Origin of the sequence: Bacillus sp. UNC438CL73TsuS30, from assembly GCF_000482325.1 — a bacterium.
Classification (GTDB): Bacteria; Bacillota; Bacilli; order Bacillales; family Cytobacillaceae; genus Neobacillus.
The window spans coordinates 46,157-67,140 of the sequence record NZ_AXVA01000023.1 but is presented as its reverse complement, the minus strand read 5'-3'; the positions used below and the strand labels follow the sequence as shown (position 1 = coordinate 67,140).

Here is a 20,984-nt window from a genome sequence, read left to right as displayed (position 1 = left end):
TATAAGAAAAATATAAAATTGGGGGTGGATGGTTTGGCAAAAGTTTATCAATCGGCTTGTCCGTTAAATTGCTGGGATAGCTGCGGCTTTCATGTGACAATTGAAAAAAATAAAGTCATTAAGGTGGACGGAGATCCTACCCATCCCATTACAAAAGGGAAAATTTGCGGGCGCGGAAGGATGCTGGAAACAAGGACAAACTCACCGCAGCGCTTATTATATCCCTTGAAAAAAATAAATGGCGAATTCCAACAGATTTCTTGGAAACAGGCACTTGATGAAATTGCAAATAAATTAAAGGATATTAAAGAGACCTATGGGTCTACAGCTGTATTTCACAGCCATGATTACGCCAATAACGGGATTCTAAAGAACCTTGATCAACGATTTTTTAACTGCTATGGAGGGGTTACGGAAATTGTAGGTTCTCTCTGTTGGGGGGCAGGAATTGAAGCCCAGGGCTGGGATTTTGGTGAAGCCTGGAGCCATGAACCCAATGATGTATTAAACAGTAAAAACATTGTCATTTGGGGCAGAAATGTCACACGCACCAATATGCATTTTTTTGAAAAATTGCAGGAAGCAAAAAAGCAGGGTGCGAAGGTATTTGTGATTGACCCAATTTATAACGCGACGGCAAAAATGGCCGATGAATATATTTCGATAAAGCCCGGAATGGATGGCCTCCTCGCTGCCGGTATTATGAAAGAAATCCTTAGATTAAGCTTAGAAGACCGCAAATTCATCGACAGTTTCACATATGGGTTTGATGATGTACTCGTGCTTCTTAATGGTATTACTTTAGAAAAACTAAGCAAAATGACCGAGGTACCAATCGAGGTGATGACCAGGTTAGCAAAGGTATTTGCGGATAAACCAACAGCCGTGTTTATGGGGCTTGGAATGCAAAGGTATGAAAATGGAGGTAATTCGGTTCGGTTAATTGATGCACTTGTCGCCATTAGCGGTAATATTGGAATAGCCGGAGGCGGTGCCAACTATGCGAATCGTCAAGTGGGTCAAAGCTTTGCCTTTGATGAACTGACCCTTGCTGACCGAAAACAACAGCACCGACAGTTTCCGATTATGAAGCAGGCGGAGGAAATTCTAACGGCAAAAAACCCCGCCATTGAAATGATTGTCGTTACCTGCGGGAATCCGTTGACACAGGTTCCGGATTCTAATACGGTTTCTAAAGCTTTTGCCTCTGTTCCAACACTTGTCGTGATTGAACAATTTATGACGGACACAGCTAAACTAGCGGATTATGTGTTACCGACAACAACTGTTTTTGAGGAAGAAGATTTTTATTATTCCTCTATGTATCATCATTATGTGAATTACGGTCCGAAGCTTGTTGACGCTCCTGGGGAAGCGAAGTCAGATCTGTGGATTTGGACCCAATTAGCTGAAAGACTCGGCTTCGGTGAGGAGTTCCATTTAACAAGGGATCAATTTTTTGCAATGGCCCTTAAACCTTTAGGAGAAAAAGGGATTACCATTGAAAAACTAAAGGAAGAACAAACAGTAGAACTGCCGGTCAAAATGATACCATGGCAGGATCGTAAATTTAAAACGCCTTCGGGTAAGTTTGAATTCACCTCGACCTTAGAGAGGTTAAAAGGTAATAGTGGCTTATTAAAGTTGTCCGTACCGGATGAGTCGAAATGGAGCAATCCAGATTTAGCTAATCGATATCCATATCAATTATTGACGATCCACCCATTGCGTTCCAATCATTCGCAAAACTATCAGGTGTGGAAGCAAACACCAAAGTTGAAAGTAGAAGTGGCTCAAAATATTGCAACACACTTGCAGCTTGAGGAAGGAGACTATGTCCGGATTTGGAACGACCGTGGTGAAGTGAAAGGGTATGTTTCGATTTTACAAAAATCCCATCCGAATGTAATCAATATCGATGAAGGGATTTGGAAAGAATTTGGCGGGTCTGTTAATAATCTGACCTCCAGCAGACCATCCGATAATGAACTAGGAAGTACGCTGTATGATTGTCTCGTTAATATTGGAAAAGTAAACTAACTGCTGCTATGCCTGCGGCAGTTTTTCTTGTCCTTGTTTTTTTGCCGGTAGTTGCCTATAATTGTTAGAGGCTTTTTAATTAATTTTGAACTAATTTTTTATTATAGATAACATTTTTTAAAGGAGTGACATGAATGGCTTTAACAGCTGGTATCGTTGGATTGCCGAACGTTGGTAAATCCACTTTATTTAATGCGATCACACAGGCAGGAGCGGAATCGGCAAACTATCCTTTCTGCACAATTGATCCAAATGTCGGAATTGTTGAGGTTCCAGACCACCGCTTAACAAAATTAACAGAGTTAGTACAACCCAAAAAGACGGTTCCAACGGCATTTGAATTTACCGATATTGCCGGAATTGTAAAGGGTGCGAGCAAAGGTGAAGGCTTAGGCAACAAATTCCTTTCCCACATCCGTGAAGTAGATGCTATCTGTCAAGTAGTGCGCTGCTTTGCAGATGAAAATATTACCCACGTATCAGGAAAAGTTGATCCGATTTCCGATATTGAAACAATCAATTTAGAGTTAATCCTTGCTGATATGGAAAGCGTTGAAAAGCGAATCAGCCGGGTTGAAAAATTGGCCAAGCAAAAAGATAAGGATGCGGCAGCTGAATTTGAGGCGCTTTCCATGCTTCGTGAAGCTTTTGAAGCGGAAAAACCAGCTCGTACCGTTGAATTTACGGAAGAACAAATGAAATTTGTTAAGCAATTGCATCTCCTTACCATTAAGCCTGTTCTTTATGTGGCGAATGTTGGGGAAGACGATGTTGCTGATCCATCTGAAAATGAATATGTTCAAAAGGTTCGTGAATTTGCCGCTGCTGACAATGCAGAAGTGATTGTGATTTGCGCCAAAATTGAAGAAGAAATTGCGGAGCTTGAAGGGGAAGAAAAGCAAATGTTCCTTGAAGAGCTTGGAATTGAAGAGTCCGGATTAGACCAGTTAATTCGTGCAGCCTACAGCCTGCTTGGCCTAGCTACTTATTTTACAGCAGGTGTTCAGGAGGTTCGTGCCTGGACATTTAGGAACGGCATGAAGGCACCACAATGTGCCGGAATTATCCACTCGGATTTTGAACGCGGCTTTATCCGGGCGGAAATAGTTGCGTATGAAGACCTGTTAGCAGCTGGAAGTCATAACGCAGCAAAAGAGGCAGGAAAAGTTCGCTTAGAAGGTAAAGATTACGTAGTAAAAGACGGAGACGTTATCCACTTCCGTTTTAATGTATAATTGAAGCTTGAAACTTTGACCCCGCACCTTTTGTCGGGGTTTTGTCATTCCAAATTTGGACAAACTGTGAAGGCCGTTGCTTTTAATGGACAGCTATGCTATAATCTTAACTTGTGAGTAATGAATAATTGCTCCTTGCCCTATTAGGGCCGTTTAGACCAAAAGGAGGTGACTGTGATGAACAAGTACGAAGTTATGTACATCATCCGCCCAAATATTGAAGATGAAGCTAAAAAAGCTCTTGTTGAGCGTTTTAACACAATTCTTCTTGATAATGGCGCGGAAACTGCTGAAACAAAAGATTGGGGTAAGCGTCGTCTTGCATACGAAATCAATGATTTCCGCGATGGATACTACCAAATCGTTAAAACAACTTCTTCAGCTGATGCAGTTCAAGAATTTTCTCGTCTTGCAAAGATCAGCGAAGATATCATTCGTCATATCGTAATTAAAGAAGAAGCGTAAGTTTGATTTATATATATTTCTGGTACAAATGTTTCACATGAAACATAACCGGGAGAAAAGGAGTTGATTCTGATGATGAATCGTGTCGTTCTTGTGGGCCGTTTAACAAAGGATCCTGATTTGCGTTATACGCCAAGTGGAGTTGCTGTTGCTACTTTTACCTTAGCTGTGAATCGTCAATTTTCAAATCAGTCAGGTGAACGTGAAGCGGACTTTATTAATTGTGTTGTTTGGCGTAAACCTGCTGAAAATGTGGCGAACTTCTTGAAAAAGGGCAGCCTCGCAGGTGTGGATGGCCGTATTCAAACTCGCAACTATGAAGGACAAGACGGTAAACGTGTTTACGTTACTGAAATTGTAGCAGAGAGTGTTCAATTCCTTGAGCCTAGAAATGCATCAGGTGGCGGCGGCAGCAGAAACGATAACGATTTCTATGGAGCTCCTCCAAGGGAACCGCAAGGAAATCCTTATGGCGGCGGCAATCAGAATCAACGTCAAAACAATAATCAAGGTTTTACACGTGTGGATGATGATCCGTTCGCAGGTAACGGTCAAATTGACATTTCTGATGACGATCTTCCATTCTAAAGTAAACCTTAAGGTACGATACTAATAAAACATGAAGGAGGGAATTTTCATGGCAGGAGGACGCAAAGGCGGTCGTGCGAAACGCCGTAAGGTTTGTTATTTCACAGCAAACGGCATCACTCGCATCGATTATAAAGATGTAGATTTACTTAAAAAGTTCATCTCTGAGCGTGGAAAAATTTTACCACGTCGTGTAACTGGTACTAGCGCTAAATATCAACGTAAATTAACAGTTGCAATCAAACGTGCACGTCAAATGGCATTACTACCATTCGTGGCTGGAGAATAATAATATGAAGGCAGCAGGGTTTCCTCCTTGCTGCTTTTTTTAATGTCTAATTTTCCTTAAGAAAATATTAATGAAACAATGCTATGATAGAATATAATCAGATAAAGCGCTGCGAAGGAGGAGAAAAAGTTGAAAGTACGAAAAGCCATTATTCCGGCTGCTGGTTTAGGGACGAGGTTTCTGCCGGCAACAAAAGCGCAGCCAAAGGAAATGCTGCCAATTGTAGATAAGCCAACACTTCAATATATAATTGAAGAAGCAGTAGCGTCCGGAATTGAAGAGATTTTAATTATTACTGGAAGAAATAAAAAATCGATTGAGGACCATTTTGATAAATCGGTGGAACTGGAGCTCGAATTAGAAGCAAGAGGTAAATTGGATTTGTTAGCCGAGGTTCGACGAATTTCGGAAATGGTCAATATTCATTATATCCGTCAAAAAGAACCAAAAGGGCTTGGGCATGCGATTTATTGTGCAAAAAGCTTTATTGGCAATGAGCCTTTTGCTGTCCTTCTTGGAGATGATATTGTCTACTCTGAAAAACCATGTTTAAAGCAAATGATTGAAAAATATGAAGAGTATAAAACGACCATTCTGGGCGTCCAAGAAGTGGCTGCGGAAGATACCGACAAATATGGCATTATTGAAGGCAAAGAAATTGAAGAGCGAATTTACAAGGTTAAGGGTTTAGTAGAAAAACCTGCTTCAGATTCTGCTCCTTCAAACATTGCCATTTTAGGAAGATATATAATTAACCCGGCAATCTTTGAGCTTTTAGAGAAGACGGAACCAGGGAAAGGCGGCGAAATTCAGTTAACCGATGCCCTAAAAGAGCTCGCCCATAAAGAGGCAATGTATGCCTATGTCTTTGAGGGAAAAAGATATGATGTGGGTGACAAGCAAGGATTCCTCCAGGCCACAGTTGAATTTGCCTTACGAAGAGATGACCTTCGGGAAGAATTTCTAAATTACTTAAAGAAAGAACTAAAGTATCAGGATTTACTAACAATTAAATAAAGTCTTTGAAAAGGCCGGAGAAATCCAGCCTTTTTTAATTTATCTTGATTTATTGAATTGATTTGTTTTACTAGCTAAAATAAAAGGTATAGGTTTGAGAAATATTAGGGGTGAAGAAGTGAAAAATGCTCGTATTTTAACAGAGGGTGCAATCCTTTTAGCAGCCTTTACCGTTCTATTGTTATTAACGATTTATGTACCATTGCTTGCCGTCATCATCAACTTTGTTTTACCGCTTCCTTTTATCATGTTTACAGCGAAGAATCAGATTAAGTTCACGGCAGCATTCTTTGTTGCAGCCCTTTTTATTTCCTTTATTGCCGGTTCTTTAATGGGCCTGTCAATAACGCTGATCTATGGAACAACCGGCGCTGTTATGGGATATTTTATTCAAAAAAATAAAGGGCGGACAGGTATCTTAATTTCAGGCACACTTACCTTTATGATTGGCGCAGTCATCCTTTATGTAGTCAGCGTTGCCTTTTTTCAGTTTGATCTGTTTCATGAGATGCTGAAGGCCTTTAAACAGTCAACCATCCAATCACAGGAATTACTGAAATCGACTATGACCGAGGAGCAATATAAAAAAATTGTAACCCAAAATGAGAACATGCTGGATATGCTTCAAGTCTTAGCCCCAAGTGTGTTAATCATGAGTTCGATTTTTTCCGTATTTGTTATTCAACTCCTTTGCTTTCCGATTGCTAAAAGGTTCGGCATTCCAACGCCAACATGGGGTAAATTCAGGGAGCTTTCTTTACCGAGAAGCCTGCTTTGGTACTATTTAATCGTGCTGGCGGCAAATTTATTATCTCATCCTCAAAAGGGTACTTATTATTATGCTGCCTTAATCAATTTAACGTACATATTAGAATTGTTCATGGTGTTACAGGGATTTGCCTTTTTATATTTTCTTTTTCATCAAAGGAATATTTCAAAAGGTGTCCGTGTCGTCGTAACTATACTGGCGTTCATTCCAATTTTTCTTTCTATTATTAGAATTTTAGGTATAATTGATTTAGGTTTGGATTTAAGAAAGCGATTTGAGAAAAAAGAGTGATGACTACTGTTAGGAGCTGAAAAAATGCCTGCATTTTTGGAAAAACGTTCCATTCGTTATCCCTTTTACGGGTTAATAGCCGTTACAGTGGTGCTGCTCATAATCCTGTTTTTATATAATTGGATTCTAAGTTTGGCCGGGCTGTTATTGATGCTTTTTCCGTTATACTATATGTTTGTCATTGACATTCGACAAAGAAAAGAAATAGAAGAGTATATCTCTACCCTATCGTATCGAGTGAAAAAGGTCGGCGAAGAGGCTCTTATGGAAATGCCGATTGGAATTATGCTCATTAATGAAGACTATTACATTGAGTGGGCGAATCCCTTCCTATCCTCTTGTTTTGATGAAGATACCCTAAATGGGCGCTCCCTTTATGATATTGCCGATGCACTCGTTCCGTTGGTAAAGCAGGAAGTAGAAACTGAAATCATTACTCTTCATGACCGGAAGTTCAGGGTTATTCACCGGCATGAAGAACGCCTCCTTTATTTCTTTGATGTAACAGAGCAAACAGAAATTGAGAAGAAATATCATGATGAGCGAACTGTGATTTCCGTTATCTTTTTAGACAATTACGATGATCTTACCCAGGGAATGGATGATCAGATGCGCGGCAGCATCAATAATTTGGTTACCTCGATTCTAAATAAGTGGGCTCATGATAATGGGATATTCCTAAAAAGGATTTCTTCCGAACGGTTTATGGCTGTCTTTAATGAAAGTATTTTACATATCCTTGAAAAAGGAAAGTTTTCAATTCTTGATGAAGTAAGAGAAATGACCTCCAAGCATAATGTATCCTTTACCTTAAGTATTGGTGTAGGTGCTGGGGTCTCCTCCCTTCCTGAACTGGGATCTCTAGCACAATCCAGCCTTGACCTGGCACTTGGAAGAGGCGGTGACCAAGCGGCCATCAAACAGCCAAATGGGAAGGTGAAATTCTTTGGCGGCAAGACGAATCCGATTGAAAAACGAACGAGGGTTAGAGCTAGGGTGATTTCTCATGCATTGAAGGATTTGATTCTGGCCAGTGATAAAGTCATCATTATGGGGCATAAGAATCCTGATATGGACTCAATTGGTGCCTCAATCGGTATTTATAAAGTCGCACAGATGAATCAGAAAGATGCCTATATTGTTGTGAACACTCAGGCGTTAGAAACAGGTGTCAGCCGACTGATGGAGGAAATTCGTAACCACGAACGGCTTTCGTCCCGTTTTATCGGACCGGAAGAGTCATTGGAGATTGCAACGGATAAAACGCTTCTTGTGGTGGTTGACACCCATAAGCCTTCCCTTGTGATGGAAGAGCGGCTGTTAAATAAAATCGATAATGTGGTGGTTATTGATCACCATCGCCGCGGGGAAGATTTTGTCCATAATCCAATTCTTGTCTACATGGAGCCATATGCCTCTTCTACCTCCGAGCTTGTGACAGAGTTTCTTGAATACCAGCCCAAGCAGGTCAAAATTGAAATGCTTGAAGCAACAGCATTACTGGCGGGAATCATCGTGGATACGAAGAGTTTTACCTTGAGAACAGGATCCCGAACCTTTGATGCAGCCTCTTACCTTCGGGCACATGGAGCAGATACTGTGCTCGTACAGAAGTTTTTACGAGAAAGCGTCGAAACGTATGTTAAAAGGTCCAAGCTAATTGAATCGGTATCCTTTTACAGGGATGGAATTGCCATTGCAGCCGGGGAAGAAAATGAGATCAATGATCAGGTTCTTATCGCCCAAGCTGCCGACACCTTATTAACGATGGAAGGCGTCATTGCCTCCTTTGTGATTTCCAAACGGGGGGAAGGAACGATTGGGATTAGTGCCAGATCGTTAGGAAATATAAATGTCCAAATTATTATGGAAATCATGCAAGGCGGCGGACATTTAACAAATGCAGCAACACAGTTGAACGGTGTTACAATAGAGGAAGCAGAAAAACAATTGAAACTAGCAATTGATGAATATCTTGAAGGGAGTAAGAAAGAATGAGAGTAATCTTTTTGAAAGATGTAAAAGGAAAAGGGAATAAAGGGGACGTCAAGAATGTAGCTGATGGCTATGCGCAAAACTTTTTAATTAAACAGGGGTTAGCGATTGAAGCAACTCAAGCGAATGTTAGTACATTAGAAGGTCAAAAGAAAAAAGAAGCTAAGGTTGCTGCTGAAGAGCTGGCAGAAGCAAAAAGATTAAAAGAACAATTGGAAAAGGTAACGGTTGAATTAACCGCAAAGGCCGGCGAGGGCGGCAGACTGTTTGGCTCAATTACCTCCAAGCAAATTGCTGAGGAATTACAGAAAAGACATGGAATTAAAATTGATAAACGCAAAATGGAATTAGGTGATGCAATTCGTACACTAGGCCATACAAAGGTACCTGTGAAGCTGCATCATGAAGTTTTGGCTACATTGGATGTTCATGTAAAAGAAATACACTAATTTTTTACAGTGTGAACTCATCCATAAACATGATAGAATAGAAAACGTGATGAAATGATGTGATCGGTTTTTTACTGGTCACTTTTTTCTTTGTAAGATAAAATATTGTAAAAATATCCTTCTCTAAATAGGAGGTTTAATAGATGAGTGATTTATTTGCAGATCGTCTTCCACCACAAAATATTGAAGCTGAACAGGCTGTTCTTGGGGCAATATTTCTAGAGCCTGCTGCTTTAACCTTAGCATCAGAAATTTTAATTCCAGAAGACTTCTACCGTGCCTCCCACCAAAAAATCTTTAATGTCATGTTAAAACTTAATGACCTTGGAAAAGCTGTTGACTTAGTCACGGTTTCAGAGGACCTTGCTGCTTCTAAACTTTTAGAGGATATTGGCGGGGTAATTTATTTAAGTGAATTAGCTGGTTCGGTTCCAACGGCAGCTAATATCGAGTATTATGCGAGGATCGTAGAAGAAAAATCATTGCTGCGCCGGTTAATTCGCACGGCTACGACGATTGCCTCTGATGGGTATTCACGTGAGGATGAAGTGGAAACACTATTAAGTGAAGCCGAGAAAAGTATTCTTGAAGTGGCCCAAAGGAAAAATGCTGGTGCTTTCCATAATATTAAGGATGTCCTTGTACGGACCTATGACAATATTGAAACCATGCATCAGCGCGCCGGTGAAATTACAGGGCTGGAGACAGGTTTCGTTGATCTTGATCAAATGACGGCAGGCTTCCAGCGAAATGACTTAATCATTGTCGGTGCCCGTCCGTCTGTAGGTAAAACGGCGTTCGCACTAAATATTGCGCAAAACGTTGCCCATAAAACGGGTGAAAATATCGCGATATTTAGTCTTGAGATGGGTGCAGAACAGCTGGTAATGCGTCTGCTTTGTGCGGAAGGGAATATTGATGCGCAACGGCTTCGTACCGGCTCCCTGACAGAGGATGACTGGGGTAAGCTGACAATGGCAATGGGTAGCTTGTCAAGCGCCGGGATTTTTATTGATGATACCCCAGGTGTCCGGGTTGGTGATATCCGTTCGAAGTGCCGCCGTTTAAAGCAGGAACATGGCTTGGGGATGATCCTGATTGATTACTTGCAGCTTATTTTAGGAAGTGGCCGCTCTGGCGAGAACCGTCAGCAGGAAGTATCGGAAATCTCGCGTTCCTTAAAGCAGCTTGCCCGTGAGCTTCAAGTTCCAGTCATTGCCCTTTCTCAGTTATCCCGTGGTGTCGAACAGCGTCAGGATAAGCGTCCGATGATGTCTGATATTCGTGAATCAGGAAGTATTGAGCAGGATGCGGATATTGTTGCCTTCTTGTATCGTGATGATTATTATGATAAGGAATCAGAGAATAAGAATATCATTGAAATCATTATTGCCAAGCAGCGTAACGGCCCGACTGGAACCGTTCAATTAGCCTTTGTAAAAGAATACAATAAGTTCGTAAACCTGGAGACACGCTATAATGATCCGCCAGGTGCGTAATATATGGTTAGCCTTTTTATGGGGCAGGCCTTTTTATTTTTACTAGATTACTATTTTATTACGAACATATTTTATTAAGTATATATAAAATGTTCGTGTTTCGTTTGATTTTTCCTCGGTAAATTGTTAAACTGTGTGATGGGATAAATAAAATAATTAATGGTAGTAAATATTCGGAGGTGCCTTACATGTCATCAGTAGTAGTTGTTGGTACACAATGGGGAGACGAAGGAAAAGGGAAAATTACCGATTTCCTTTCTGAAAATGCAGAAGTAATTGCTCGTTATCAAGGTGGAAATAATGCCGGTCATACGATTCAATTTAATGGCGAAACCTACAAATTGCACTTAATTCCATCCGGGATATTTTCAAAAGAAAAAATTAGCGTAATTGGTAATGGGATGGTTGTTGACCCAAAAGCCCTTGTGACTGAACTTGCTTACTTACATGAAAGAGGGATTGCAACCGATAATCTTCGCATTAGTAACCGTGCGCATGTCATTCTACCTTATCATATTAAATTGGATGAAGTGGAAGAGGCCAGCAAAGGCGATAATAAAATTGGAACAACGAAAAAAGGAATTGGCCCTGCTTATATGGATAAGGCTGCACGTGTGGGTATTCGGATTGCTGACCTTCTCGACCGTGAAGTTTTTGAAGAAAAGCTTGAGCGAAACCTTGCAGAAAAGAACCGCTTATTTGAAAAGATCTATGAAACAGAAGGATTCACAAAAGAAGAAATCCTTGATGAATACTATGAATATGGACAACAGTTTAAACAATATGTCTGCGATACTTCTGTTGTGCTAAATGATGCATTGGATGAAGGGCGCCGTGTTCTTTTTGAAGGTGCTCAAGGCGTTATGCTTGATATTGACCAAGGAACATACCCGTTTGTTACCTCTTCAAACCCTGTTGCAGGTGGAGTAACGATAGGTTCCGGCGTTGGCCCGTCTAAAATTACTCACGTAGTAGGGGTATGTAAAGCATATACTTCTCGTGTGGGTGATGGTCCTTTCCCAACAGAATTATTTGATGAAATCGGTAACCAAATCCGTGAAGTCGGCCGTGAATACGGTACGACAACAGGACGTCCACGCCGTGTAGGTTGGTTTGACAGTGTTGTTGTTCGTCACGCTCGCCGTGTCAGCGGTTTAACTGATTTGTCGCTAAACTCCATCGATGTGTTAACAGGCATTGAAACATTAAAAATTTGTACTGCTTATCGATATAAGGATGAATTAATTACCGAATATCCAGCAAGCTTAAAAGTATTGGCACAATGTGAGCCTGTATATGAAGATTTACCAGGCTGGACAGAGGACATTACAGGCTGCAAATCATTAGATGAACTTCCTGCCAATGCCCGCCACTATGTTGAGCGTGTAACGCAGCTAACAGGAATTCCTTTATCAACTTTCTCTGTGGGCCCAGATCGTAATCAAACAAATATTGTCCGCAGCCCTTGGAGACAAATCTAAATTGGTTATGAAAAGTCCTCCTCTTTAGGGGGACTTTTCAATTTTATAAAATTTTTTTTAAAAAAGTATTGCTTATTTTATAGAGTACATGATATTATAAAAAGCGTCGTCACGAAAGGTAACAACCCGATATTATAAATTAGTTTGAGCATCTGACTTAAACTAGTATTTGTTTAGGGGACAAGCCCAAATACGAGCCATTAGCTCAGTTGGTAGAGCATCTGACTTTTAATCAGAGGGTCGAAGGTTCGAGTCCTTCATGGCTCACCATTCTATAATTTTTTATATGGCCCCTTGGTCAAGCGGTTAAGACACCGCCCTTTCACGGCGGTAACACGGGTTCGAATCCCGTAGGGGTCATTGGCATTTAGTGGTCAGTGAGTGACTGGCAAGGACGGTTTCCTTGCTGACTGCTATTCATATAAATTTGGTCCGGTAGTTCAGTTGGTTAGAATGCCTGCCTGTCACGCAGGAGGTCGCGGGTTCGAGTCCCGTCCGGACCGCCATAAAAGTGGCTCAGTAGCTCAGTCGGTAGAGCAAAGGACTGAAAATCCTTGTGTCGGCGGTTCGATTCCGTCCTGAGCCATCCAAAGAAGTTTGCTAAAGCAAACTTCTTTTTTTATACCCCTTTTATTCCATGGAAATTGAAGCAAATACTACTAATAGATGATTTAAAGCAGATTTAATGATAAAGTAAAATAGAGTATATATGACTATTATTCAGATTAACTATAAAGGAGCAATGGGTATGGAGAAAAAAATTCTAGTCGTGGATGATGAAAAGCCGATTGCGGATATTCTACAATTCAACTTAAAAAAGGAAGGCTACAATGTCTATTGTGCCTATGATGGTAATGAAGCAATTAAAATGGTCGAAGAAATCCAGCCGGATTTAATTCTTCTTGATATTATGATTCCTCAAAAAGATGGTATGGAAGTCTGCCGGGAAGTCCGCAAGAAATATGAAATGCCGATCATCATGCTGACAGCTAAGGACTCGGAAATTGATAAGGTACTTGGGCTTGAGCTTGGTGCGGATGATTATGTAACAAAACCTTTTAGCACAAGGGAACTAATTGCCCGTGTAAAAGCCAATTTACGCCGGCATCAGCAGTTTAACACGCCGTCGGAGGAAGAATCCGAAACAAATGAAATTGAAATTGGCTCGTTGGTGATTCATCCTGATGCCTATGTTGTTTCGAAACGCGGCGAAACTATTGAGCTGACACATCGTGAATTTGAACTGCTCTATTATTTGGCTCAGCATATTGGCCAGGTAATGACAAGAGAACATTTATTACAAACCGTTTGGGGTTACGATTATTATGGTGATGTTCGAACCGTTGATGTAACCGTTCGGCGCTTGCGGGAAAAAATTGAGGATAGCCCAAGCCATCCAACTTGGATTGTTACGCGAAGAGGAGTTGGATATTATTTGCGCAATCCTGAACAGGAGTAATGGCCTTCATGAGAAAGGTTGGTTTCTTTCGATCTATAAATGTTAAATTTGTCATCATCTATGTCCTGTTGATTTTAGTTGCGATGCAAATTATCGGGGTTTATTTTGTAAAGCAATTAGAAGAAACACTAAGGACCAACTTCCAAACTTCTTTAACAGAGCGTGTTAATTTGCTTGCCTATAATATTGTTGAAGAAATGAATAAGGAACGGACCCCTGAAGACCTAACTCTCGAAGAGGATATAAAAAAACTCCTCAGGGATTTTACAGCCGTCGATATTTCAGAAGTGCGCGTGATCGATGGGCGTTCATTAAAAATACTGGGAACCTCTGACCCAAATAATCAAGGAGTTGTCGGCCAACGCTCGACAGACTTACAGGTGAAACGGGCTCTTACATTAGAGGAGGATCAAAGTAGTATTTTTATTGACGGAAAGTCAGGACACAGGATCTGGGTCCTCGCTAAGCCAATTAAATCGGGTAAAAAGGTGATTGGAGCAATTTATCTTGTAGCTAAAATTGAGAATGTCTTCGAACAAATGAAGACGATTAATGGCATTTTTTCTACGGGGACAGGTATTGCCCTAGCGATTACCGCTGTTTTGGGGATATTACTGGCTCAGACCATTACACGGCCAATTTCAGATTTGAAAAAGCAGGCCATAGCCATGACTAAAGGGAATTTCTCACGAAAGGTTAAAGTGTATGGAAATGATGAAATTGGTACATTGGCGATGACTTTTAATAATTTAACAAAAAAACTTCAGGAGGCTCAAGCCTCGACGGAGGGAGAACGTAGAAAGCTCTCCACCGTTTTGTCGTATATGACAGATGGTGTCATTGCGACAGACCGGAAAGGACGCGTTATTTTAATAAATGAACCAGCTGCTGAGATGCTGGATGTTTCACGTGAAACAGTCCTTTCTCAGCCGATTATATCTCTATTAAGTTTAAATGAAACGAATACGTTTGAAGACCTGCTTGAAGAAAATGATTCATTGATTTTAGATTACAGCACAAAGACAAAGCCGTATATCCTTCGGGCAAATTTTTCAGTCATCCAAAAAGAGACGGGCTTTGTAAATGGTTTAATTGCGGTGCTGCATGATATTACGGAATTAGAAAAAATTGATGAAGAACGTAGAGAGTTTGTAGCGAATGTCTCCCATGAATTGAGAACCCCGTTGACAACGATGCGAAGCTATCTTGAGGCTTTGGCGGATGGGGCTTGGAAGGATGAGGAGATTGCTCCTAACTTTTTAGAGGTTACACGAACAGAAACAGAAAGAATGATTCGACTTGTAAACGACCTCCTCACACTATCGAAAATGGATAGTACGGATTATAAGCTTTCTCCTGAGTGGGTAAATTTTGTGAATTTCTTCCACAGTATCATCGATCGTTTTGAAATGGCGAAAGAGCAAAATGTCACCTTTAAAAGGGAGCTTCCAGCGGGTCCAATTTTCGTTGAAATTGATGAGGATAAGTTGACACAAGTGCTTTATAACATTATATCCAATGCTTTAAAATATTCCCCTGAAGGAGGACTAGTTACGTTTTCCATTCAGGAGGAGGAAGAAAGAATTATTGTCGGTATATCGGACCAGGGTATGGGAATTCCGAAAGAAAATATCGGTAAAATTTTTGACCGTTTTTATCGAGTCGACAAAGCAAGAACTCGAAAGCTGGGAGGTACAGGATTAGGCCTGGCCATTGCAAAGGAAATTATCAATGCACATGGCGGTTCTATTTGGGCAACCAGTCGGGAAGGAAAAGGAACGGTTATTTCTTTTTCCCTGCCATATGAGGGTTCTGAAGAGGATGAATGGTCATGAGATACGAAAATATAAAATCTGGTATTTTATTAATTTTGGTCATGCTTAGTATTGTTCTAACTTGGAATTTATGGACATACCAACCTAATTATGAAACGATGAAAAATGATAATTCTGTTGCGGAAGTATCATTAAGTGAGAAACAGGAAGTACAAAAAATCCTAAAGCCGGACCAAATCTTATATCATGTCAATGGACATCATTATGGAACATCAAATTCGGATGAACTTGAAGAAATTATGAAAAAACTAGGTCAGTGGACATTTTTGGATGTTGAAAATTACACTAACAAAGCAGGAAATTTAAATAATCTTCTTCATGGAGATGGTAAAGCAGAAATTCTTTTTCCTGGTGAGATTCCAATTGCCATGTATCGCAGTGTTCTCAACTTTGAAGAGCGAAAGATCCCCTCTTTTAACTTTGATCGTATTGTAATTAATGCGGAGAGCTTCAACAAGGATTTCGGAACAGTTTATTTTGTCTCTTCGGAACATCAACAAGTGTTTCAAAGTCATATTTCAACTGGGCTATTAAAGGAATTTCAAAAGGATTTTTATAAAAGGTCAGTTAGTTTACCGAGGTACTTTGCCTATAAGCCTTCTTCAAAAAAGACCATCTTTTTGCCCGAGGGTGAAACGGAAATGATGGAGTACCAGTATTTACCCAGGCCTTTAGATTCCAATGAATTTAAAGAAGCGCTTTTTGATGACCCAAGCTTCGTACAAAAAAGCATGCTGCCGCATGGAGAAGAATATACAAATGATTCCAGTAAAATGAATATTAATTATGACAGTAATATGCTAGTGTATGTAAATCCAACAGTGGAAAATCAGTATCCGTCCAATTCATATGATTTAGTTAAGAAGAGCATTGATTTTGTCAACGAACATGGCGGCTGGACTGACCCTTATCGTTATGTTTCAAAAGATGATTCTAATCAGGCAGTCATTTTTCGGCTATACAGTATGGATGGCTATCCTGTTTATAATGACCAGGGGGCTTCAGAGATTAAGGAAATTTGGGGAAAAAATGAAATTATGAAATATGTTAGGCCAAATATCTCCCTTGATTTGCCCCTTCGTTCTGAAACGAAGAAATTGGTCCTACCTTCCGGGCGGGCTGTATTAAAAGTTTTGGAGGGAAAAAAGAACTTCAATCTAGGATTATTGACAAGAATTGCATTGGGATACCGAATGGAACGGGATTCACAGGAAAATAAGATAATCCAATTAGAACCTGCCTGGTTTTATCAATATGATGGCACATGGGTACAGCTTACGACGGTAGACCAGGGAGGGTTTAAGCATGGATTGGAGTAAAATTAAAACCATCTTTATCATAACGTTCTTAATTTTAGATGTTTATCTGCTTTTTCAATTTCTGAAAATCCGGGACTCCAATAAGTATGAATTAATAACCGAAGCTTCCTTCGAGGAAAAACTAAAGGCGGATGAAATCAAATATGGTGATCTTCCTAAAACACCCATTAAGGCACCGTATTTTAGTGCGAAGCCAAAAAAGTTTAAGAAAAGTAACTTAAGCCGCTTAAAGGGAGAAGCTGCTGTTCTAAAGGATGAGACAACCATCCAGGCGAAATTGGAACACCCATTACAGTTGAGTTCAAAATTTGAACCGGCAGACTTGGCTTCCTTTTTAAAAAGTGATGTTCTTTATGGGGACCAGTATCAATTTGGGGAAGAGAATGATAAACAAAAGACGATTACGTATTTTCAACAATATGATGGCTACCCTTTATACTATAATATTAATGGAATGATTACGTTCCATTTCAATAAAGATTATCAAATTGTTTCCTATGAGCAGACCTATCTGGAGGGAATTGATAAAATTTCGAAAAAGGAAGAAATCCTCCCCCCTTTAAAGGCTATAGAAACACTGCATCAAAAGGGAATTTTGAAACCAAAGAGTACAATTACAAAGGTTGAACTGGGATATTCCACCTTAATACAGCTTGCAGCCTCTCAAGTGCTGGCACCGACATGGCGTTTTGTTGTCGATGATAAAGAAAGCCTGTTTGTAAATGCATTTGAAGGACAGATTATTCAATTTAACAGCGACGAAAAAAATGTAGTGGAGTGAAATAGAATGTCATTGCGTTATAGCATATTAGCGAGTGGAAGTACGGGGAATGCACTATATGTTGAGTCCGATGAACATTCCTTTTTGGTAGATGCCGGGTTTAGCGGAAAACAGATGGAAAGCCTTTTTGGGCAAATTGACCGGGACATAAGTAAACTCTCTGGGATTTTTGTTACCCATGAGCACAGTGACCACATAAAAGGTGTCGGAGTGCTTGCACGTAAATATAAGCTCCCTGTTTACGCAAATGAAAAAACCTGGCGGGCAATGGATGGTTTAGTAGGAGAGATTCCAACTGAGCAAAAATTTGTGTTTAACATGGAAACGGTAAAAAGCTTTGGGGCCGTAGAGATTGAATCCTTTGGTGTTTCACATGATGCGGCAGAACCAATGTTTTATGTTTTCCACCATTCCGATAAAAAGCTTGTGTTGATTACAGATACAGGTTATGTCAGCGACCGGATGAAAGGAATTATCACGAATGCTGATGCATATATATTCGAATCGAATCATGATGTACAAATGCTGCGGATGGGCAGATATCCTTGGAATATTAAGCGGAGGATTTTAAGTGATGTCGGCCATGTTTCCAATGAAGATGCAGCGGTGGCAATGAGTGAAGTGATTGGTGATAAGACGCGCAGGGTCTATCTTGCTCATTTAAGCCTTGATAATAACATGAAGGATTTAGCACGGATGTCCGTGTCGCAAACATTACAAGGCCGCGGTTTGATTGTTGGGGAGCAGTTTGAACTTTATGATACCGACCCGAAAACCCCTACCACTTTAACTGCCGTTTAGAATAGTTAAGTAACAATAGAGCGAGGCGACCCTCGCTCTTTTTGTGTAGAGATTAAGTCTAAAATGTGTTTAATAATGGAAGAATATTGTAAGAAATTGCATTTTTTTATAAATCGCTGTTTAGAAGAGTATAATTGTACATATAAGCCAAAATAAACGATAGCAGCTTTTCGAAAGAGAGGGAATCGGTAAATGGGTTATTATGATGATCATTCAAATGGACGTTATCGAGAAAAAAGAGGCAGAGGCGGCTTTTTCTTCTCCAGTTTGATTGGAGCGGTTATAGGAGCTGTTTTGGTAGTTATGTTCATTCCGAACTTAGCAAATTCGGGCGTTCTCCCCTACGATATTCAACCTAAAAATCAGGTTTCAACAGAAACAGGCACGAATAACCAACAAGGTTTTGTACAGCAAAATGTGTCCTATAATGTGACCACCAATACAACCAAGGCTGTTGATCAAGCAGGTCCGGCAGTTGTAGGAATTACCAACATTCAATCGACCCAATTTTGGGCTGACAATGGGAAAAAGTCAGAAGAAGCAGCTGGTACCGGTTCAGGTGTCATTTATAAAAAAGCTGGAAATAAGGCTTTTGTCGTCACGAATCACCACGTGGTGGAAGGGGCTACCAAACTTGAGGTGAGTCTTACCGACGGGACCAAAATCCCTGCAGACCTTTTAGGCAGTGATATTTGGACAGATTTAGCCGTTCTTGAAATTGACGCCAGCCATGTTAAAAAAATTGCTCAATTTGGAAATTCCGATGAATTAAAAATGGGCGAACCGGTTATTGCGATTGGGAACCCGCTTGGTCCTACCTTCTCCGGTTCTGTGACACAGGGAATTGTTTCAGGATTAAAACGGACAATCCCGGTAGATATCAATCAGGATGGGATTATTGATTGGCAGGCAGAAGTTTTACAAACTGATGCCGCCATCAACCCTGGTAATAGCGGCGGTGCCTTAGTTAATATTGGCGGCCAGGTGGTTGGAATCAATTCGATGAAAATATCTCAAGAGGCGGTTGAAGGAATTGGTTTATCGATTCCGATTAATTCCGCAAAACCGATTATCAATGATTTAGAGCAGTATGGAAGTGTAAAACGGCCATATATGGGTGTCGATTTAAAATCCGTATCTGAAATTCCAGCTTACTATCAAGAGGAAGCCCTCAAATTGCCGAGGGATGTAAACTATGGTGTAGCCCTTCGTGAGGTTGTACCAAATTCACCAGCCGATCAGGCAGGCCTAAAGGAACTAGATGTCATTGTAGAAATGGATGGAAAGAAGATAAATGATGTTTTAGACTTGAGGAAACATTTGTATCAAAGTAAGAAGATTGGTGAGCAAATGAAAATTAAGTTTTACCGAAGTGGGAAATTAAACGAAACAACATTAAAACTGGTCAGTGATAAAACACAGTAAGTTGTGAGGCAGGAGGTGAAGGACCACCCTCCTGCTTTATTTTGTGGTAACATGGATGAGGTTCAGTATGACTGATTGGTTTAAAGTAAAAAATAAGGTAAAAGAAAATATTTTTCAAAGGGTGAAGTTAGAGATGATTTATTGCTGCGAGGAACATGTGGATATTGCATTGGATACGGTTGTGAACGAACATGAAACATTCCCGTTATTAACAAAATTAGATGTGGATAATTTATCAACAAGCTGTGAATATTGTCGAAATAGCGCTGTATATATAGTGGCGAACAAGTGATTCCATACAAGATGTGGATAAAAATTGTGTATATGTGGATAACTTCTGTGGATATCTTGTTTGTAAGCTGTTTGTAATCAATTTGAAAAGGGCTGTGGATTGTGAATATCTCGATTGTGACGGTTGGCAAATTAAAAGAGAAATATTTAAAGCAAGGAATTGATGAGTATTTAAAGCGATTGTCCGCCTATGCAAAGGTGGAAGTGATTGATGTTGCGGATGAAAAGGCACCGGAGGAATTAAGTGAATCGGAAATGCTTCAGGTCAAGGAAAAAGAAGGCGAACGAATTTTGGCAAAAATCAGCCAAGATGCTCATGTAATTGCCTTAGCGATTAACGGGAAGATGCAATCTTCGGAGCAACTTGCAGATACATTAGATAAGTTAGCTACATATGGAAAAAGTAAAATTGCTTTTGTGATCGGTGGTTCGTTAGGGTTGAGTGATGAAGTATTGCGGAGATCGAATGAACAGTTGTCTTTTTCAAAGATGACTTTCCCCCATCAACTGATGCGGTTGATTTTGGTGGAGCAGATTTATCGGGCATATCGAATAAATCGAGGTGAGCCGTACCATAAATAGCGGATATTAATTTTTCCAACATAATAAAAAAACAAAAGGATTAGACCATTGGTATCTTTAAAATTATCTAAACGAAAAGCCTCTCTGCAAATGCAGGGAGGCGAAAAAATTAATAAATATATCCTAATATTTTACTATATGATCTTTAAGCGATTTCCTGCTGAAAACAAGGGTCATTGAAATAAACAACCTCAGAGATAATTTTACAGCCCTTCATGTTTTTAAGAGCCTCTCTTGCTTCTTCTTCCGTTTCAAATTCAAACATGGAAATATCTGAATCTAAATAACGAGTTATAATCCACATAAAAATTCCTCCTATTTTTTAAATTATTTCTGTCCCCCAGACAGGACATCTATAAATATGGTTAAAGAG

General features: G+C 40.1%; 20 protein-coding genes and 4 tRNA genes. 23 read left to right on the top strand and 1 reads right to left on the bottom strand.

All coding sequences use genetic code 11. The features are described 5' to 3' along the window. Nucleotides 1–33: 33 nt before the first annotated feature. The 23 genes from M028_RS0110130 to rlmH all read left to right on the top strand — a co-directional run bounded on the left by M028_RS0110130 (nucleotide 34) and on the right by rlmH (nucleotide 20,611). The gene (locus tag M028_RS0110130; RefSeq protein ID WP_026573817.1) at nucleotides 34–2,040 is read left to right on the top strand and encodes a molybdopterin-dependent oxidoreductase; all 2,007 of its coding nucleotides are present in this window, start codon (nucleotides 34–36) and stop codon (nucleotides 2,038–2,040) included. Between the two features lie 134 nt (nucleotides 2,041–2,174). After that, nucleotides 2,175–3,275, top strand: a complete 1,101-nt coding sequence (ychF, locus tag M028_RS0110125; RefSeq protein ID WP_026573816.1) for a redox-regulated ATPase YchF — start codon at nucleotides 2,175–2,177, stop codon at nucleotides 3,273–3,275. A gap of 177 nt (nucleotides 3,276–3,452) precedes the next feature. Further along, complete coding sequence (gene rpsF, locus M028_RS0110120; protein ID WP_026573815.1) at nucleotides 3,453–3,740, top strand: 30S ribosomal protein S6; 288 nt, start codon at nucleotides 3,453–3,455, stop codon at nucleotides 3,738–3,740. A 72-nt stretch (nucleotides 3,741–3,812) separates the two neighbouring features. Next, a complete protein-coding gene (gene ssb / locus M028_RS0110115) occupies nucleotides 3,813–4,328 on the top strand; it encodes a single-stranded DNA-binding protein (RefSeq protein ID WP_026573814.1) in 516 nt (171 codons plus the stop codon). Between the two features lie 49 nt (nucleotides 4,329–4,377). Then, nucleotides 4,378–4,617, top strand: coding sequence for a 30S ribosomal protein S18 (rpsR, locus tag M028_RS0110110; RefSeq protein ID WP_007088219.1), 240 nt, complete (start codon nucleotides 4,378–4,380; stop codon nucleotides 4,615–4,617). Between the two features lie 129 nt (nucleotides 4,618–4,746). Next, on the top strand, nucleotides 4,747–5,634 hold the full coding sequence (galU, locus tag M028_RS0110105) for a UTP--glucose-1-phosphate uridylyltransferase GalU (RefSeq protein ID WP_026573813.1): 888 nt from the start codon (nucleotides 4,747–4,749) through the stop codon (nucleotides 5,632–5,634). A gap of 118 nt (nucleotides 5,635–5,752) precedes the next feature. Beyond that, nucleotides 5,753–6,694 (top strand): YybS family protein, encoded by a 942-nt coding sequence (locus M028_RS0110100; protein WP_026573812.1) that lies wholly within the window; start codon nucleotides 5,753–5,755, stop codon nucleotides 6,692–6,694. A 24-nt stretch (nucleotides 6,695–6,718) separates the two neighbouring features. After that, complete coding sequence (locus tag M028_RS0110095; RefSeq protein ID WP_026573811.1) at nucleotides 6,719–8,692, top strand: DHH family phosphoesterase; 1,974 nt, start codon at nucleotides 6,719–6,721, stop codon at nucleotides 8,690–8,692. Further along, a complete protein-coding gene (rplI, locus tag M028_RS0110090; RefSeq protein ID WP_026573810.1) occupies nucleotides 8,689–9,138 on the top strand; it encodes a 50S ribosomal protein L9 in 450 nt (149 codons plus the stop codon). Before M028_RS0110095 ends, rplI begins: the two co-directional genes overlap by 4 nt. A 143-nt stretch (nucleotides 9,139–9,281) precedes the next feature. After that, nucleotides 9,282–10,637: a replicative DNA helicase gene (gene dnaB / locus M028_RS0110085; protein WP_026573809.1), complete on the top strand. Its 1,356-nt coding sequence runs from the start codon at nucleotides 9,282–9,284 to the stop codon at nucleotides 10,635–10,637. A gap of 188 nt (nucleotides 10,638–10,825) precedes the next feature. Then, nucleotides 10,826–12,118, top strand: coding sequence for an adenylosuccinate synthase (locus M028_RS0110080; protein ID WP_026573808.1), 1,293 nt, complete (start codon nucleotides 10,826–10,828; stop codon nucleotides 12,116–12,118). A gap of 194 nt (nucleotides 12,119–12,312) precedes the next feature. Beyond that, nucleotides 12,313–12,388, top strand: a tRNA-Lys gene (locus M028_RS0110075). 18 nt (nucleotides 12,389–12,406) lie between these two features. Further along, nucleotides 12,407–12,478, top strand: a tRNA-Glu gene (locus tag M028_RS0110070). Between the two features lie 69 nt (nucleotides 12,479–12,547). Continuing rightward, nucleotides 12,548–12,624, top strand: a tRNA-Asp gene (locus M028_RS0110065). Between the two features lie 7 nt (nucleotides 12,625–12,631). Then, nucleotides 12,632–12,704 (top strand) — tRNA-Phe (locus M028_RS0110060). A gap of 162 nt (nucleotides 12,705–12,866) precedes the next feature. Next, a complete protein-coding gene (gene yycF / locus M028_RS0110055) occupies nucleotides 12,867–13,577 on the top strand; it encodes a response regulator YycF (protein WP_026573807.1) in 711 nt (236 codons plus the stop codon). Between the two features lie 8 nt (nucleotides 13,578–13,585). Beyond that, nucleotides 13,586–15,412 carry a cell wall metabolism sensor histidine kinase WalK gene (gene walK, locus M028_RS0110050; RefSeq protein ID WP_026573806.1) on the top strand — a complete coding sequence of 609 codons (1,827 nt, stop codon included), beginning with the start codon at nucleotides 13,586–13,588 and terminating at the stop codon, nucleotides 15,410–15,412. Continuing rightward, nucleotides 15,409–16,731: a YycH family regulatory protein gene (locus M028_RS0110045; protein WP_026573805.1), complete on the top strand. Its 1,323-nt coding sequence runs from the start codon at nucleotides 15,409–15,411 to the stop codon at nucleotides 16,729–16,731. The genes walK and M028_RS0110045 overlap by 4 nt, the downstream gene beginning before the upstream one ends. Next, nucleotides 16,718–17,512, top strand: a complete 795-nt coding sequence (locus M028_RS0110040; RefSeq protein ID WP_026573804.1) for a two-component system regulatory protein YycI — start codon at nucleotides 16,718–16,720, stop codon at nucleotides 17,510–17,512. The genes M028_RS0110045 and M028_RS0110040 overlap by 14 nt, the downstream gene beginning before the upstream one ends. A gap of 6 nt (nucleotides 17,513–17,518) precedes the next feature. Beyond that, entirely contained in the window at nucleotides 17,519–18,313 is a 795-nt protein-coding gene (locus M028_RS0110035) for an MBL fold metallo-hydrolase (protein WP_026573803.1), read from the top strand. 192 nt (nucleotides 18,314–18,505) lie between these two features. Next, the gene (locus tag M028_RS0110030) at nucleotides 18,506–19,738 is read left to right on the top strand and encodes a S1C family serine protease (protein ID WP_026573802.1); all 1,233 of its coding nucleotides are present in this window, start codon (nucleotides 18,506–18,508) and stop codon (nucleotides 19,736–19,738) included. A 67-nt stretch (nucleotides 19,739–19,805) separates the two neighbouring features. Next, complete coding sequence (locus tag M028_RS29745) at nucleotides 19,806–20,030, top strand: CxxH/CxxC protein (RefSeq protein ID WP_035424037.1); 225 nt, start codon at nucleotides 19,806–19,808, stop codon at nucleotides 20,028–20,030. Nucleotides 20,031–20,131: 101 nt separating this feature from the next. Then, entirely contained in the window at nucleotides 20,132–20,611 is a 480-nt protein-coding gene (rlmH, locus tag M028_RS0110020) for a 23S rRNA (pseudouridine(1915)-N(3))-methyltransferase RlmH (protein ID WP_026573801.1), read from the top strand. 145 nt (nucleotides 20,612–20,756) lie between these two features. On the opposite strand, the gene M028_RS33325 is transcribed toward rlmH, so the two are convergent. After that, on the bottom strand, nucleotides 20,757–20,915 hold the full coding sequence (locus M028_RS33325; protein ID WP_197031400.1) for a hypothetical protein: 159 nt from the start codon (nucleotides 20,913–20,915) through the stop codon (nucleotides 20,757–20,759). Nucleotides 20,916–20,984: the final 69 nt, after the last annotated feature.